The sequence below is a fragment of the Spirulina sp. 06S082 genome (genome assembly GCF_034932145.1).
Classification (GTDB): Bacteria; Cyanobacteriota; Cyanobacteriia; order Cyanobacteriales; family Spirulinaceae; genus CCY15215.
The window spans coordinates 1-16,226 of record NZ_JAYGHV010000155.1; the positions used below are offsets into that span (position 1 = coordinate 1).

At 40.6% G+C, this 16,226-nt stretch carries 12 protein-coding genes; 5 read left to right on the forward strand and 7 right to left on the reverse strand.

Features of this window, described 5'->3' with window-relative positions:
• Positions 1-3,776 (reverse strand): ATP-binding protein (locus tag VB714_RS11620; RefSeq protein WP_323224267.1); only part of this gene is annotated, 3,776 nt, incomplete at its 3' end.
• A 438-nt stretch (positions 3,777-4,214) separates the two neighbouring features.
• On the opposite strand from VB714_RS11620, the gene VB714_RS11625 reads away from it, so the two are divergent.
• Positions 4,215-5,639, forward strand: coding sequence for an AAA-like domain-containing protein (locus tag VB714_RS11625; protein ID WP_323224269.1), 1,425 nt, complete (start codon positions 4,215-4,217; stop codon positions 5,637-5,639).
• 241 nt (positions 5,640-5,880) lie between these two features.
• Here the strand turns inward: VB714_RS11625 and VB714_RS11630 are convergent, their stop codons facing one another.
• On the reverse strand, positions 5,881-6,894 hold the full coding sequence (locus VB714_RS11630) for an STELLO glycosyltransferase family protein (RefSeq protein ID WP_323224272.1): 1,014 nt from the start codon (positions 6,892-6,894) through the stop codon (positions 5,881-5,883).
• Between the two features lie 48 nt (positions 6,895-6,942).
• Positions 6,943-7,692, reverse strand: a complete 750-nt coding sequence (locus VB714_RS11635) for a glycosyltransferase (protein WP_323224275.1) — start codon at positions 7,690-7,692, stop codon at positions 6,943-6,945.
• 252 nt (positions 7,693-7,944) lie between these two features.
• Here VB714_RS11635 and VB714_RS11640 point away from each other — a divergent pair, with 252 nt between their 5' ends.
• On the forward strand, positions 7,945-8,184 hold the full coding sequence (locus VB714_RS11640; protein ID WP_204106757.1) for a NifU family protein: 240 nt from the start codon (positions 7,945-7,947) through the stop codon (positions 8,182-8,184).
• Positions 8,185-8,296: 112 nt separating this feature from the next.
• On the forward strand, positions 8,297-10,504 hold the full coding sequence (locus VB714_RS11645; RefSeq protein WP_416309659.1) for a glycoside hydrolase: 2,208 nt from the start codon (positions 8,297-8,299) through the stop codon (positions 10,502-10,504).
• Between the two features lie 50 nt (positions 10,505-10,554).
• Here VB714_RS11645 and VB714_RS11650 read toward each other — a convergent pair whose 3' ends face one another.
• Genes VB714_RS11650 through VB714_RS11660 form a run of 3 tightly spaced genes read right to left on the reverse strand, consistent with a single transcriptional unit; the run spans position 10,555 to position 13,460 of the window.
• A complete protein-coding gene (locus tag VB714_RS11650) occupies positions 10,555-11,166 on the reverse strand; it encodes a metal-dependent hydrolase (RefSeq protein ID WP_323224279.1) in 612 nt (203 codons plus the stop codon).
• 60 nt (positions 11,167-11,226) lie between these two features.
• Complete coding sequence (locus tag VB714_RS11655; protein ID WP_323224280.1) at positions 11,227-12,048, reverse strand: class I SAM-dependent methyltransferase; 822 nt, start codon at positions 12,046-12,048, stop codon at positions 11,227-11,229.
• Positions 12,015-13,460 carry a phosphoglucomutase/phosphomannomutase family protein gene (locus VB714_RS11660; RefSeq protein ID WP_323224282.1) on the reverse strand — a complete coding sequence of 482 codons (1,446 nt, stop codon included), beginning with the start codon at positions 13,458-13,460 and terminating at the stop codon, positions 12,015-12,017. The genes VB714_RS11655 and VB714_RS11660 overlap by 34 nt, the downstream gene beginning before the upstream one ends.
• Positions 13,461-13,596: 136 nt before the next feature.
• On the opposite strand from VB714_RS11660, the gene VB714_RS11665 reads away from it, so the two are divergent.
• Together VB714_RS11665 and VB714_RS11670 are read left to right on the forward strand one after the other, a co-directional pair.
• The gene (locus VB714_RS11665) at positions 13,597-13,962 is read left to right on the forward strand and encodes a metalloregulator ArsR/SmtB family transcription factor (protein ID WP_323224285.1); all 366 of its coding nucleotides are present in this window, start codon (positions 13,597-13,599) and stop codon (positions 13,960-13,962) included.
• Complete coding sequence (locus tag VB714_RS11670) at positions 13,962-14,495, forward strand: DUF3122 domain-containing protein (protein WP_323224287.1); 534 nt, start codon at positions 13,962-13,964, stop codon at positions 14,493-14,495. Before VB714_RS11665 ends, VB714_RS11670 begins: the two co-directional genes overlap by 1 nt.
• 57 nt (positions 14,496-14,552) lie before the next feature.
• On the opposite strand, the gene VB714_RS11675 is transcribed toward VB714_RS11670, so the two are convergent.
• The gene (locus VB714_RS11675) at positions 14,553-16,103 is read right to left on the reverse strand and encodes a peptidylprolyl isomerase (RefSeq protein WP_323224289.1); all 1,551 of its coding nucleotides are present in this window, start codon (positions 16,101-16,103) and stop codon (positions 14,553-14,555) included.
• Positions 16,104-16,226 lie beyond the last annotated feature (123 nt).

A 16,226-nucleotide genomic window follows, 5' to 3' on the forward strand; every position in this document is an offset into this window, starting at 1 on the left:
GAATAATGATCTCTTAGAAAAATTGCAGCAGCAGTGACAATAGAACCTAATGCCATATTTCTTGAATTTTCAAAATCATTTTCTGTTTCATCTTTTAATTGTTCGAGAAGTGTTTGAGCTTCAGTAAAGGCATCTCTCCAAGTTGAATAGTATTCTTTTTCAAGTGGTTCTCGTTTAAAAGTCTTCGTTGCCCAAACCCATATTGTAGAGATGCGATTTTGTTTTTGTATTGTGGTCAAAGTATTTTGCTGGATTTCTTCTAAATCGGGTTCTAAATTTTCAGATTTGAAGATAATTCTATTATTTTCTTCATCATCTACAATAGGTTTCCATGTGCGGCTATCCACTCGATGTAAAAGAAATCGAAGCGTGTCATCTTGAGGCTTAATTGAATGTAAAGTATCTACAACGGAAAACGCTTCATCTTTCCATTCCGAAAACTGAAGGCGTACCAAAAGTGTTTCTAAACGTTCTCCTCTCCACGGACGTAATGCAGCGATGCGTCTCTCTTCTGAATAAATTTTAGATAGTTCTTCTCTTTTAAAGCCAGAATTATGCCAATCAGTTTCGTGTTTTCCTCGCTCTTGGATTATTCGATTTATATCCATGCGATATAGCTCGGGAGTTTGTAAAAGTGGCATTGCAGATTTTCCTACTTTTTCAGGAAATCCTGTTGCTACAGAAGCCAATACTGCTGTTGGCATAACGGAGTTGCTCTTTTGTAAAATATAATTAAATAGCTCTTCTAGTTCATTAGGCTCAGAACAATTTTCTGTATATGCAATTAACCAATTCTCAAGAGCCATCAAAGCACATTGGAGTAAATATGGTACAGTGGAATATCCTCGGTACGCTAACCAAAAATGTTCGCAGCAATATTGAGAGACTATTTCTCCATTGTTGAGCTTAATATCTAGTCTTGTAGGAACTAATTTTGATAGTTCTGATTGGTCTTGTGACTCGTAACGTGGTGAGTTTAAGTAAATTTGAATATTTTTAGCTACCGTCAAATTAAGTAATTCTAGAATAAAATCTAAACCTTTCCTTGCGTGAAATCTAAGAAGTAAGTGGAAAAGTCCTTTTGCACCACTAGCTGGGTAGAATCTATATCGATATTCGTGAAGACCAAAGCATTTGTCTCCTACTATAGCACTCCTATTTTGAAATAAGCTACTTTCCTTAGATTCTTCAATCAGCAATTCTAGATAAGCCAGTTTTATTAATCTATCTGGATCGTGTTTACAGAAGAAAGCTGATTCAACACCTTCAAAACACATTTTACAAAAATCTTTGATATAGCGAGGTCGGCGATTTTGCCCTTGCGTTGCAAAGATATCTGTTTCAAGAAGTTCTATGAATTCTTCATGAATTACTGAAATTGTTTGTATTATTATACTGAGTAGCTTTTTACGATCGCCTTTATCATTATATGAATCTTTCAGATCGTTTAATAAATGTAAGGCAAGTAATCCAACTTCACGAGCGGGTATAGGTAGCTCTTTGTTCAAATTAAGTACAGACGACCAATTATCCAAAACAGCTATAATATGTGGTTCTAAATTTTTAGTAATTCGATCCTTATTCTTGAAGCAAAAGCAAATAAGAGATTGCCATCCTTTACCATAAGGTTTGAAATATAAAGTATCAACTAAAGTTTTTTCATCTTTTGTTTGTGACTCTGAAGCAATCTGGCTATTAGGTGCTTGACAAGCAATTCGGAGGATAAAGCAGAAACGTTTGAGAAGGTCTCCATTATTGGAAAAGAGACGCTCTTGTAACAGCTTGAGAAATTCATTGGGATTATCACCTTGAAGCACAGCAGCGATCGCTTCATCTTGCCAATATCTCTGAATATTTTGATTGTCAAGAATAGAATATATAAAATGTTCGATATTTTCTCCATATCTCAATTTTTGATGAAGCCACAAACGAAAAGCGCGATTTATAGCAGGTTCGTGACCAATTTTATCAAGAAAATATTGTATCTCATTTGAATATTGCTCATAAGCATTTTCGATGTATTTTTCAAGCGCCCAATCCTCTAAGATATCGTGTGCTGGACTAACAAGATCGTTGTGATAATTTCGGCTAATTAAATAATCTTCCTCAAGTTTTAGGACAGTCTCTTCATCAAAATTTACAGATGAAACTCCATATACCATTCGCTTTGCTCGACTTACTGCTATATCTATAAAGGTATTTTTTCGCTTGATTGGCATTCCATTTTTTCGTTCTTTTTCTTTAGCAATTATCTCTTTCCAAACAGCTATACGAAATTCTTTTTCACCATCCTCAGACGAAAACTTTGTTCCCGTTGTCATAACTCTATAAGCAAAATTCGCATAAAATGGAGATGTTAGTAATGGTTTTAATTTTGGATTGTTTGCAAAATTTTGCAAAGGTGTGAGTTGTTCGCATAAACTTTGCACTTGGCGATCGCTAAAACCTTTGAGTGTAAGTGTTTTAAAATTAACTTCAAAAGACTGAAGATAATTAAAAATTATTTGCTGATATGCGTAATCTCGACCAGTAGCGATTACAGTCCAATTTTTTTGATGATTTAACCAATGCAATAAATCTGTAAATGCTGTAGTGTTTTCCAATTCAAGAAGTTTTTCTAGAGATTCAATAATCAGGTATTTTTTTGGCATCAAAGCGAACCCTGCTTCTAAATCACTTAATGAACCTTTTAAACCTATCCATGAAAATACATTATCTAGATGCGCTCTATCTAAATCTTCTATACGCAGACAGAATAGAGGAATACTGTGATCGATTGTATCTGAAAATTCTCGCATGAGGCTCGATTTTCCCGAACCTCGTTCTCCAGAGACAAAAACAAAACTAGATGTTTCTGCAACGTTCAATAATTCAAATATATCCGATCTCTTAATATGGACTCCACCAACATCAATTTTGAGTTGCTTTAAAATAATCTGGCCATGTTCCTTGAGCCTTTTAAAATCTGAAGACCAATCAGAAAACATCATCGTGTTAAATACATTTCTGATATCTTCTGGTACAGTCTCTAAAGTAATTGTTCCCGCATTTTGATTATCAAATTGAACAAACTCTACAACTCTGCTCCAAATTAGTGGTGCAGTTTCATTTGAATATAGAGCAATCAGTGAATGCAATAAAGATAAAGTGATTCCGGATTCTGTATCTAAGTCGTAACCAATGAGATGAAAAACTTTCAAAAACTTCCATAGCTCTCGATCGGAAACATCTATTCCATCATTAGCATCCTTTAAATGTTTTTGAAAAGCCTGTAATTTTTCTCTTTTTTTATCACTGCTAAAGTTTTCTGTACGGACTTTAGATAAAAACTCTTTTTCATTTTCAGAGTGTCTTGCCCATTCAAGAATAGGGCGAACATGATTGATATCAACTTCACTCAGAATTCCTGTAATAAGAGCAAGAGCATTAATTTTAGAATCAAAACTTTTGTCATTGAAATCATTCCACATACTCTGAATCACTTCAGCCAGAGTATCATCACTTTTTGTGATACTAATCTCATGTTTTATCTGAGCAAACAGTTTTGCCTCTTGTTTTGTTTGTGGATGTTCCGCAATTATGATACAATCATCGGTATTAAAGCCAGCATAACGTCCTTGCAACTTAATTTTTGCGATTGGGAAAGGAGGTATACAGGGTGCTAGTCGGCCAGTCAGCATGAGAACAGTAAATGCTGCTTGAACTCGCGTCTCAAAATTTGTACCACCACCGCCAGTAGAAAAAGGATTGCTTTGTTGTTTATTAGATTTAGCCATTCACTGGATGAGTTTACTAGCATTCATATCTATTTTAGCAGAGATCGAGTAAGCAGCAAGTACGTTTGTTTTTTCGATGTATTGGCAATATTCTTCTTCCGTGAATCATAGAAGGGATATATTTTTCAGCGAGAATTGCCAAATCTAGATGTGCGAGACGCTTCCCGAAGTGCTACCCTCTTGCAAGCTAGAGTCAGAAAGTGCCGCATACCGTAAACAATAAACACGAATGTTATTTCTGAGTAAATTTACGGTAAATCTCTGGATTATTCAATATTGATTGAAAGATAGCTCATATTTTGTTAATATTTCTAATACTGATTCCCTAGAAAAATCATTAAGTTGAAACAAAGAGATATAATTTTATAGTGGTATTTTTATTAAAAAATTAAGTTTTAGGGGTGTAATTCATGCGATCGCCAAACTACAGAGGAGAAAATGATGAACTTACCTTTAAATCTCTCTACAGTTGCTATGGACCTCGATTCGCTCATTGAGATTCTCAATCGCAAATTAGTTGTTTCCCAAATCCGTTGTCTCAATGCAACAGAAATTTTGCTCTTGCAAGGGATATGGCAGTATAAAACCTATATTGAAATTGCTCAACAGGAAGATTACAGTACAAACTACATTAGCAACGTGGTTGCACCTGGATTATGTCGGCGACTATCCGATCTCATTGGGAAGCGCGTAACTAAAAGAAATTGTCGGGCGATATTAGAAAATTATATCGCGACTGAAATTGAACCTCATTTATCTTGGCAAAAGGAAGAAATAGACCCATCGATACCCCACACACCTAGGTTGATATCCCCTATTTTTCCTCAAGAAGAACCTGCAAAGGAACACAAGTCCCCACCATATCCGAATGGGTCTCTCCCTATTGATTCTCCCTATTATATTCGACTTGATGAGATTGAGCCGCAGGTTTGCGAGCAAATCACCCAACCCGGCGCTCTTGTTCGGATTAAAGCCCCTCAAGAAATGGGCAAAACTTCATTACTGCTCCGGATTCTACACTATGCTAAAGAGCAAAAGTATCATACGGTTCATTTGAATTTACAGCAAACCGATCGCGGAACGCTTAACGATTTCAATCTCTTTTTACGCTGGATTTGCGCCAATATTAGCCGTCAACTCAAGATCGAGTCAAAAATTGCCGATTATTGGGATGATGATATTGGCAGTTCTGTTAGTTGTCTGCTTTATATGCAGGACTATATCCTCGATCGCATTAAGGCTCCCCTCGTGTTAGCTTTTGATGAAGTCAATCGGATTTTCGAGCATCCCCAAGTCGCTCAAGATTTTTTGCCCTTATTGCGATCGTGGTTTGAGGAGGCCAAAAAAGTGCGAATTTGGCAAAATCTTCGGACTATTGTTGTTCATTCAACAGAAGTTTATGTTCCCCTAAAACTTAACCAATCTCCATTTAATGTTGGATTGCCGGTTCACTTAAGCTCTTTTAGCCTCGAGCAGATACAAGAATTAGCTCGGCGTTATGAATTAAACTGGACGGATGGGACAGAGGCGAAACAACTGAGAGCTTTAGTGGGAGGACATCCAGCGCTCGTGCAAGTTGCGCTTTACAATCTGCATCAAGATGAGTTAACTCTCACTCAATTGTTAAAAACGGCAGCCACAACAACGGGAATTTATGCCCATCACTTACAGCGTCATTGGGCAAACTTACAAGCAGAACCCAAACTCGCTCGTGCATTTCAGGAGATAGTAAGTACAGAAAAACCTGTTGAACTAGAGCCAAATTCATCTCATAAGTTATATAGCATGGGGTTGATTAAGTTGGATGAGAATAAAGCTACTTTGAGTTGTGAGTTATATCGACAGTATTTTCAGAAGTCGTAATTTTTAATAGTAAATTTTTAATAGTAAATTTGTATTGTTGCGAACAAACATGACTGCAAGATATTAGATTTCTGTTATTTTTATATGAGTTTTATAGATTGAATGAGCTTGAGAAAATTCTTATTATAAAGATATAAGCAATGCAAACTATTTGCACACACCCCGATCTCTGTAGTGGCGTTCCCCCAAAGCGTTTCTACAGATTTTTTTTATTTTGCTTAAATATCTTAATATTTTGTCTTTATTTTGTCAAGAAGGTTATATCCTCAAGCCAGAGATCGAGTAATTTCAACTCTTTGCGATCGAGAATTGATAGACTAACAAGTTTTTCGTAACAGATTCGCATATTATCTGCCAACTTGTCTTGACCCGATTGTAGAGGCAATGCTTGCAATGCCTCGCATAATCTGTAATTGTGCAAATAGCCGACAATTTCCTGCTCAAAATCGTGCATGAGATTGTGTTCATTTCGTTCTTGCCATACTGTCGGTTCATGAAACAAAATGTGCCAATTATTTTCCCATGCAATGCGTTGTGCGACAAAACTACGCCAAATATCGGTCATCCGAAAGGAACAATAAGCAGGAAGATATAATAAGGGAAATGTATCGTGCCACCAAGTTGTATTTTGACTATTAAAAGGACACCAACTATTTCTCGATAATGCTAAACGGCGATCGCGTCGAAAGTCTTGGGGTAAGGGTAAAGTTAAGCGATAAATCGCATCTACATCGGGATTGCGATCGGCTAAACCTTGTTGAATGGGACAATCTACAAGCGCTATCTCTAAATTTTCCCAAGTATCGGGAAGCGGTTTATTGATAGTATCAAGGGGTAATCCTCGCGGCCAGATATTTGCTTCAGTAAAGTAGCGGTAAACATTAATCCAGTGACTCTCTGAAACAACAGGAACCATTTGCTGTCGTTGACGCGGATTTTCAAAGTTTGGGTAGGGAATATTATCATCATCAGTCTCGATTATAATTTCAGCGTTGTTTTGTAAGGCTAATAAATAGCCAATATTTTTTCTTGCGTAATGTCTTTTGGGACAGCTTTGAGCAAATTTAAAATTTAATGCCAACTGATGAGAAAGATTATAAAAATCACATCCTTCCAGATAAAAATCAGCAGGACTGGCCACATCACCAATAATAATAAAAGACCAATTTTTATCTTGGACGCATTGAGATAGTTTTTTTAATGCCATATTTGGCCGCGCGATCGAGGTGACAACTAGGGCAACTTTGCTATCCATAGTAATGAGAGAATTAATAATTAACCTACTTATATTGCTCAATTAACATTAATACCTCGATGTTTCCTGAAAATCATGATGAGAATCTTCGAGGGTAAGTTGTGACTGCCACAATTTCCCTTGAAGACGTTTGCGTGTCAAGCGCCACAAATTTTTACACGCTTCTACGATAATACTATTCTTGACTCGAGAACTGGCAAAACGGTAATGGATGGGAACTTCAACAATCTGAAAATGATGACAAAAAACACGAATTTCTGTTTGAAAAAAATGATTTTTAGAGTGAATACCATTATCGAGGACGGCTTGTAGGCTTTTCTGAGTGAACATTTCAAATCCACTGGTCATATCACTTAGTTTTGTGCCTAATAGAAAGTTGGTGGCAAAAGTACCACCCCAACTAATTAAATAACGCTTAAGAGAACTATCGCTGATTTTTCCTCCAGGACAAAACCGACTACCAAATACACAATCATATCCTTGCTGCATTTTCGCCAAAAATTTAGGAATATCTTCTGGATTATGGCTAAATCCTGCGTCAATTTCTAAAATCCAATCACACTTTGCTGTAATGGCTTCGCGATAGCCACGAAAATAGGCATCGACAACACAGCGACTGGATTCGTCCCATACTACACAAATACGATGGTCAGTTTGCGATAATTGATGGAGAATATCAATTGTGCCATCTGTACTAGCGCGATCGACAACAATAAAAAAATGCACTGATTGAAATTCATTGCAGTAAGATAAAACAGAATTAACAAATGAGCGGACAACATCACGTTCGTTAGACATGGGACAAACAATGCCTAATTTTATGTTCTTAAGTGCAATAGAAGGGGATAAAATATCAGAAATAATCATTATGTAAGAAATCTATACTCAAAAAGTGAATTACCATCGGCAACTAAGTATTCTCTATAAGAATTCCCCAAAAGTTATCAAAATCTACCTTTAGATCGAACAGATCGAGATAACGTTGAGAAAAATTTTACCCTTGCTCGCGCTAGGATGAGGGAAGTTATCGCAATAGGAAAGAGGCAAACGATGTCAACTTTAGCACTAACGGATGAAAACGTTGAGACTGTCCTCGACGAGATGCGTCCTTATCTGATGGCGGATGGGGGTAATGTTGAATTGGTCGATATTGACGGGCCAATTGTTAAAGTACGCTTGCAGGGTGCTTGCGGTGCTTGTCCCAGTTCGACTATGACATTAAAAATGGGCATTGAACGTCGCTTGCGGGAAAAAATTCCCGAAGTTGTAGAAGTCGAACAAGTTATGTAAACTTTAGCGATCGCAAAGGAAAAATATAGATTTAAGATCGAACAATCGGGTTATAGTGAACACCGACTCGATTTTTTTCGATCATTTCTATTCGGTTTACTTCTTTGCGATCGTGTCCCATCCTCTCTACATCGCCTTTATCTGGCATCAACACCAACCCCTCTACAAGTCCACAAAAGGGGAGTATCGCTTGCCTTGGGCGAGATTGCATGGAACCAAAGATTATTTGGATCTGATCCTGATGTTGGAGAAGTATCCCCAGCTACACCAAACGGTTAATCTTGTTCCTTCTCTGATTTTGCAGATCGAAGATTATATTGCTGGGACGGCGATCGACCCTTATTTGGCAGTTGCTTTAACTGCGGAAACACAACTGAATTTAGAGCAAAAGAATTTTATCATCGAACATTTTTTTGATGGCAATCATCACACTTTGATCGATCCCCATCCTCGTTACGCTCAATTGTATCATCAACGTAAAGAAAAAGGAGAGCAATGGTGTTTGCAGAATTGGCAGGCAAGGGATTATGGGGATTTATTGGCATGGCATAATTTAGTTTGGATCGATCCTTTGTTTTGGGACGATCCCCAGATTGCAGGATGGTTGCGAAGAGGGAAAGATTTTACGGTAGAAGATCGCCAGGGGATTTATCGCAAACAACAGGAAATTTTAGGGCGCATTATTCCCAAACATCGACAGATGCAGGAGATGGGACAGTTAGAAATCACAACGACTCCCTACACTCACCCTATTTTACCTTTGTTGGCGGATACTCATGCGGGACGGGTTGCGGTGCCAAATATGGCATTACCTAAGCATCGCTTTCAGTGGCCAGAAGATATTCCCCGACATCTCCACAAGGCTAAAGCAATATATCGGGAACGTTTTGAACGGAATCCTAGGGGGTTGTGGCCGTCGGAACAGTCGGTGAGTCCGGCAATTTTACCCTATATTGCGCGAGAGGGGTTTAAGTGGATCTGTTCCGATGAGGCTGTGTTGGGATGGAGTCTCGATCGCTTTTTCCATCGGGATGAGAGGGGAAATCTCTACGATCCGGAGGTTTTATATCGTCCTTATCGTTTGGAAACTCCTTATGGAGATGTGGCGATCGCCTTTCGAGATCACCGCTTGTCGGATTTGATCGGGTTTACTTATAGTGCCATGTCTCCTCAAGATGCAGCAGAGGATTTAGTGGGACATTTGCAGGCGATCGCCAACTCTCGCAGGGACGACCAAGATGAACCTTGGTTGGTGACGATTGCTTTAGATGGGGAAAATTGTTGGGAATTTTATCAACAGGATGGTTTACCTTTCCTAAACAATCTCTATCAACGTCTCAGCCAGCAGCAGAATCTCGAATTAGTAACGGTTTCGGACTTTTTGACGAAATACCCTCCCACGCAAACAATCCCTCTAGAAAAGCTCCATAGCGGCTCTTGGGTGGATGGCAGTTTTACCACTTGGATTGGCGATCCAGTGAAAAATCGCGCTTGGGATTTACTTTACGAAGCGCGAAAGACTTTGGATCGGCATCCAGAAGCAACGGAGGAGAAGAATCCGAGGGTATGGGAAGCGTTATATGCTGCGGAAGGGTCTGATTGGTTTTGGTGGTTTGGGGAAGGACATTCTTCTAACCAAGATGCCATGTTCGATCGCCTATTTCGAGAACACTTAATCGAGATTTATGAAGCATTAGGCGAACCTGTTCCCGAGTCTTTAAAGGAGGAGGTAGAACGTCACGACATCCACGGCGATCGCGTTCCCAGTAGCTTTATTCATCCCATTATTGACGGGTTTGGGGACGAACAGGACTGGGATAAAGCAGGATTGGTGGAAATTGGCGGTGCAAGGGGAACCATGCACCAAAGCAGTACAGTACAGCGTTTATTTTATGGCTTGGATCACCTCAATTTTTATCTCCGTTTGGATTTTAAATCGGGAATCGATCTATTTAAAGAATTGCCTTCAGAGTTACATCTACTTTGGTTTTATCCCGGTATTTTAATGTGTAATAATCCAGCACCTTTACCGGAATTGCTGGATATTGAACCCTTAAATTATGGGTTTCATCATCATTTAGGGATTAACTTGCGATCGGGGGAGATTTGGTTAGATGAAGCGGGAGAATATCAGGAGTGGCATCGGCGCAAGTGTACTGCTTATATGGCGTTAAATCAATGTTTGGAAGTGGCGATTCCGTGGCACGATCTCAATATTCATCCCGATTATCCTATCCGCATGGTTGGAGTTTTAACGGATGAGGGAAAATTCTCTGGACAAATTCCTGAATCTCGGCTAATTAGTGTGAATTCCCCTTAGTCTAATTCAATCCCATGATGATTCGATATCATGGGGTTAAACATCTCTAACTATCTCGGTAAATGAAAAGATACAAACATAAAATGAAAAGAAATCAATAAAAATATGGGCAATAAAAATAAAAATTTATGAGATTTCTTGCGCCAAATCCATAAAATCAGAGCAATAGCTAAAGGGAGTATAACTCCTAATTCGAGATAAAGATTTCTGTAAAAATAATAGTTAGTGAGAGATATTTTTCCAGCACTTGGTAAGATTCCAAAGGAAAGTTTAAATACTTCTCGACTCCAAGGAAACAATAACGGTAAAACTGTTACTCCCACCAAAATATCGAGCAAAAGATGAGATAATCCGGCACAAAAGGCTTGAATACTGTATTTCTTTAATGTTGCTCTGTTTTTGATGATAAAAAAGAGCATTAAACTGGTTAACAATGGTAAAATAAGACTACCTGCCAAAGAATGCGTAATGCGAATTCCTTGATTATTACTAGGACGAAAAAAGGGAATAATATAATCTAAATCGGGGGTACAAGCTAAAATAATAAGCCAGAATAACCACAAAAAGCGATCGCGCTTTTTCGTCGATAAATCTCCCCCCAGTTGGCGATCGCAGCAAAAAATAGTTGCCCCAGCTAAACTGTGTCCGATAAAAGATGACATAATAAATTTCAATTTTTTGGGTAATTTCGAGATAGCCGCGATCGCATTCCCTCTGCCCTATTATTCTCTCGGTTTTAAGCACTCAATGCCAACAAAAATAGGATGATCGAGAAAATCTTGCCAAAATTCTTGTCCTTTTTCCTTAATCCCTTCTGGAGAAACAATGACTTGATGCCAGTGAATTTCTGAAAAGCCGACTTCTTGAAAAACTTCTTCGTAAGTGGTACGATCGAAATAATAGTTATTAAATTTAACATCCTGGCGATCGCCAACAGTTTTTAAAGTAAAAGCGATCGCATCGCCTTCTTGTATCGAAGCAGGTAGTTTAAAAGCAATGCCATATTTCTTTAATCGTGAAGACTCTGCATGAGGAAATTGATAATCGGTATTGATACTCAGAAAACATCCTCCTGGTTTAAGATTGAGGAATATCTGCCAACTCATTTGCAAAAGCTGCGATCGCGTTTGGGCATAGGACAATAAATAGGAAGAAACTACGCGATCGAATTCACCAATTTTGCCTAATTCGAGAGCATCTTTAACGATGTACTCAATGCCTAAAGGATGCTCATTTTCCTGTTCTCGTGCCAATTCGATCATTTTGGGGGAAATATCTACTCCCACGACCCGAGAAGCCCCTTTCTCCTTAAATTGCCGGGTATAAAGTCCATCTCCACAAGCAAGATCCAGCACCGATAGTCCAGCAACATCCCCAATGATTTGCAAGTAGGTGTACTCTTCAATATGAGGACGATAAGGCAAGTCTTGGGTTTTAACGTAAAGATGGGCAATGCGATCGTAATGAGCAGTCATGGAGAGGATTCCTCTATTATCTGGAAAATGTTGATTTAAAGTGCGGAATTTGCCCAATTTTTTGCCCACTCTAGAGTTTTCTTAACCTGTATCTCGTCTGTTGCTTCGCAATAAAGACGCAAAACGGGTTCTGTGCCGCTAAATCGTATCAGTAACCAACTACCATCTTCTAGCCGAAACTTATAGCCGTCAATGGTTAAACAGTCTGTGACGGCTTTTCCTGCGACTTCTGTGGGGGTATTGGTTTTGAGCAGTGTTAATAATTTTCCTCGTTCCTCCATACTGGCAAGGGGGAGATCGATGCGATCGTAGGCCGATTGAAAGTTTACCCGTGCTTGTAAATCTGCGTAGAGATCCCTGATATCTCGCCCAGATTCTACCACGGCTTCGAGGACGTAAAGGGCGGCTAGGAGGGCATCTCGTTCGGGAATGTGGGAGCCATAGCCGATCCCTCCCGATTCTTCTCCTCCCAGGAGAACTTCTGCTGATAGCATTCGATCGGCAATATATTTATAACCGATCGCGGTTTCATAAAGCGGAATATGATAAGATTCTGCTAAACGGGCGATGATGTCCGAGCCGCTAATGGTCTTGACAATTTCTCCTTTAAATCCCTTGCGTTGGGATAAATGTTCCATCAGGATAGGAATGAGAATTTGCGAACTGTGGAAATTTCCTGCCCCATCTACCGCAGCAATGCGATCGCTATCTCCATCAAAGACAAATCCGACGCGAATCTCTTCTTTACCTTCCCGTGCTGCCTCGCGGATAGCGCGGAATAGTTTAGGAATATACTTGGGGAGGGGTTCCGGTGCGCCCCCTTCAAACAGGGGATCGCGATCGCCGTTGATTTCTTCAATCTCTACCCCTAACAAGCGCTTTAGCCCCGTCGCTGCCGCACCGTGCATGACATCGGCAAAAACGCGAATCTTCCCAGAGGTAATAGCATTGGCGATTTTAGCAATATCTACTTTGGAACGCAATTCCCGACAATAATTTTCCCAAGCATCGAAATGCTCCAATTTTCCGGGGGTTTTCCCGGCCACAAAACCCCGAGGCAGTAATGTTTCTATTTGCTTGGTGATCTCTTGTGTGACTGAGCCGCCAAATGCTCCTTTTACCTTTAAACCTAAGTAACCTGCGGGATTGTGACTGGCAGTGAGAACTAAAGAACCCAATGCTCCTCGCTCTTTTGCTGCCCAGGATAAAGCGGGGGTTGGGGCGTAACTATCGGCAAGGAGAACATCAAAACCAGCTTCTTGCACGGATTCTGCCACGGCTTTAGCAAAGGATTCTGCTAGAAAACGGCGATCGTATCCGATCGCAATTAAGTTACTACCAGTAGTTTCGCCAAAATTTTTCGCTAACACTTCCGCCGCAAGAGGAGCAACTAAAGTGACGCGCTCAAAGGTAAAATCGGCGGCAATTAAACCGCGCCAGCCGTCGGTTCCAAAGGCAATGGGATTGGGAGTAAAGGGCATGGGAATTTTGCGATCGCAGCTATTTTCTTTGCCTTCGATTGTAGCGCAATCCCTGCCTCATCCTCGATCGAAAACAGAGAGCAACGATAAAATGTTATATTGTTAGTTAGTTAAATAGATAACTATAATCGGAACCGTGACTAAAAGTCTAAACCATAAAAACTCTGCGGCTGCCCTTGCTCCCGTTGCTGATTATTTTAAAATGCTCTCTGAAGTCAGTCGCCTACAAATTTTGAACAGTTTAAAAGTGGGAGAGATGAATGTGACGCAACTTTCCGAAGAAACAGGATTGGGACAAGCTAATCTTTCTAAGCATTTAAAGATTTTAACACAAGCTGGCATTTTGACCCGCAAACCCGTCGGTGTTAGCGTTTATTATGAGATTAGCGATCCGATGATTTTCGATCTTTGCGAATTGGTTTGCGATCGCCTCACCGATCGAATACAAGAACAAGCCGATCGCCTGCATCAATTAAAAGCCTTTAGTACCATTGTAAAATAATGGTGTGGGAACATTACTTTCAACAAAAAATAATGCGTCAATTTTTCCAGCGATCGCTAATTTTAAGTCTTCTTTTCGGGCTGTTAATATTAAGTTGGGGTGCGATCGCCTCTAATGCCACAGCCGCCGTTTACCAAATGGAAGAAGCTCCAGGACAAATGCTCTATCAATCTCGCCACACTTTGCGAGACGAGATTGATGAACCGTGGCAAGTCGTGTTATTTAAACGAGAGAAAGATAATGGGGAAAATAGCATCCATTTGCGTTTGGTGGGATTTCCCGATCTTACTAACTTTGCTCATCCCCAACCCCTGAAAGTATTTACTTCTACAGGAAAAGTTTTGCTTGCTGAGGACTTTTTTGCCACAGAATCCCCCGCAGATAATGTGGGTGAGTTTGATTTCCAAACAGTGTTACCCCAATTGCCTCAAGTCGCATCAGTGCAACTCCTCTTGAAGATGAAGGATGAAAGCGCGATCGCTTTAAGAATACCTGCCGAAGTGGTATTAGAGTGGCATTTAATTGTGCAATAATCTAGGGCAGATTTGTGGCGATCGCTGCTAAATCGATAAAAATTTTAGTTATCGCTTCTAATTCACCTTCCCCTGAGCATAAGCCAAATAAGTTTGATATTCGATCGCCTTCTCCCGTGCAGTTTCGTATTGAGGATGATCCTCACTTACTGTTTCCATCAGTTCGATCGCCCGAGTCCAATCTTGTACCGCTTGTTCCCACTCCTCGGGAAAACGAGCGATTTCCGTTGCATTCACTGCCGCGATCGCCTGATTTATCGCCGCCCGAAATACCCCATTAGGATTCTGAGCCTGTTGGCTGGCATATTCGAGATAACCTTGATATTCAATAACTTTCTCCCGCGCCACGGTATAGGACTTATGATCTACTGGCACAACCCGCATTAAGGCGATCGCTTGCTGCCAATTCTGACTCACCCGATCCCAATCTTCCGGAGTAGCGGCGGTTTGAGTCAAATCTGCTGCACTCATGGCATGATTGACCGCAACGCGAAAGGCTTCTTTGTGGGGAACGCCGAAGGTTTCCTCCGAGGCTGCTTCCGCCCTACCCGAAGAGGGTATTCCTGCTTCCGTTGCCCGCGAAAAAGGGCTTCCTTGGGTCCCGAAACCAAAAAATGCTGCGACAGACCATCCTCCTAAAGCAAGGGGAATTAGGGCGAGAACCGCCGCTTCACGAATTCCCAAGGGTTTATAAGAGCGCCATTTTTGAGCCATTTTAGCGCTATTTTTAGCCAGGGGATCGGGTTCGTTTTCGGGTTCGGGTCTGGTGGAGATTGCCTCAAAAGTAACGGAGTCGGAAACTTCGATCGCCTCGGTTGTGCTGTTATCTGGTTCGATTTCGTCTTGGACTTCCTCAACTTCAAGAACTTGAGCTTTTTGTGAGGAGAGAAGGCGTTCGGGGAGTTGAATATCTTGAGCCAGATTCAACGATCTAGATTCTTTAGCAATTTGTGCTTCTAACCATGCTTCAAAGCGGCTGGCGATAAGACGTTGACGCAAAGCTGTATCGAACTTAGTGGGGATATAGCGTTCCAAACGCGCGATCGCCACCCATTTGTCCACCCGAAATGGGGGTGAAATCTGTCCAGGTTGAGAGATTCGCAACATTTGGGCCAGTTTGGGGTGCAGATTGTGCAGGGCGATCGGTCCAACTAAGCCATTACTATGGGCTTCAGGACCTTGAGAATACTTCCCAGCTAAATCCCCAAAAGCAGCCTCCTCTTCTTGAAGGCGAAAATATAGTTCTTGAATGACCTCTAATTCTTCACTTTGAATAATGGAGAAAAGAACGCGATCGTATTGTTCCTTATTGCTGAGAAATTCTGCTTCGACTTGAGCCCCCCATTGAGCCTCTTTAAATTTTTCCAGTTTCAGTTGTCTCGGTGCAACTCGGGCGATTTGCTGTGGGGAAATGCCGCTATTCTGGGGTTGTTGGGTAATATTCTGACAAAATTGTTCTAATTCTTCCCGCGTACAAGCAACCGACGCGATCGCGCTGTCGATAATAATTTCTCGCAGGAGATGGGGAAGAATTTGGGGGGAGGTCAGTAAAGAAATGACCTGTTCGGAATCGAGTTGGCGATCGCCGACCTGTAGAACTGCACTCATCAGAAAAATTGGGTAGAAACCCCGTCCTTATAGGACGGCTTTATATTAGTTTCGCTACCGCCTTGGAGTTGTTCAATTAGGGTGCTTTTGTATTGCACTTTTAACAGGACAATTACTGTATCT

What these genes read in the sequence shown, in the direction of transcription:
- VB714_RS11635 (WP_323224275.1), bottom strand. Translation starts at nt 7,692, where the DNA reads ATGTCTAACGAACGTGATGTTGTCCGCTCATTTGTTAATTCTGTTTTA.
- VB714_RS11660 (WP_323224282.1), bottom strand. Translation starts at nt 13,460, where the DNA reads ATGCCCTTTACTCCCAATCCCATTGCCTTTGGAACCGACGGCTGGCGC.
- VB714_RS11640 (WP_204106757.1), top strand. Translation starts at nt 7,945, where the DNA reads ATGTCAACTTTAGCACTAACGGATGAAAACGTTGAGACTGTCCTCGAC.
- VB714_RS11675 (WP_323224289.1), bottom strand. Translation starts at nt 16,103, where the DNA reads ATGAGTGCAGTTCTACAGGTCGGCGATCGCCAACTCGATTCCGAACAG.
- VB714_RS11650 (WP_323224279.1), bottom strand. Translation starts at nt 11,166, where the DNA reads ATGTCATCTTTTATCGGACACAGTTTAGCTGGGGCAACTATTTTTTGC.
- VB714_RS11630 (WP_323224272.1), bottom strand. Translation starts at nt 6,894, where the DNA reads ATGGATAGCAAAGTTGCCCTAGTTGTCACCTCGATCGCGCGGCCAAAT.
- VB714_RS11625 (WP_323224269.1), top strand. Translation starts at nt 4,215, where the DNA reads ATGATGAACTTACCTTTAAATCTCTCTACAGTTGCTATGGACCTCGAT.
- VB714_RS11670 (WP_323224287.1), top strand. Translation starts at nt 13,962, where the DNA reads ATGGTGTGGGAACATTACTTTCAACAAAAAATAATGCGTCAATTTTTC.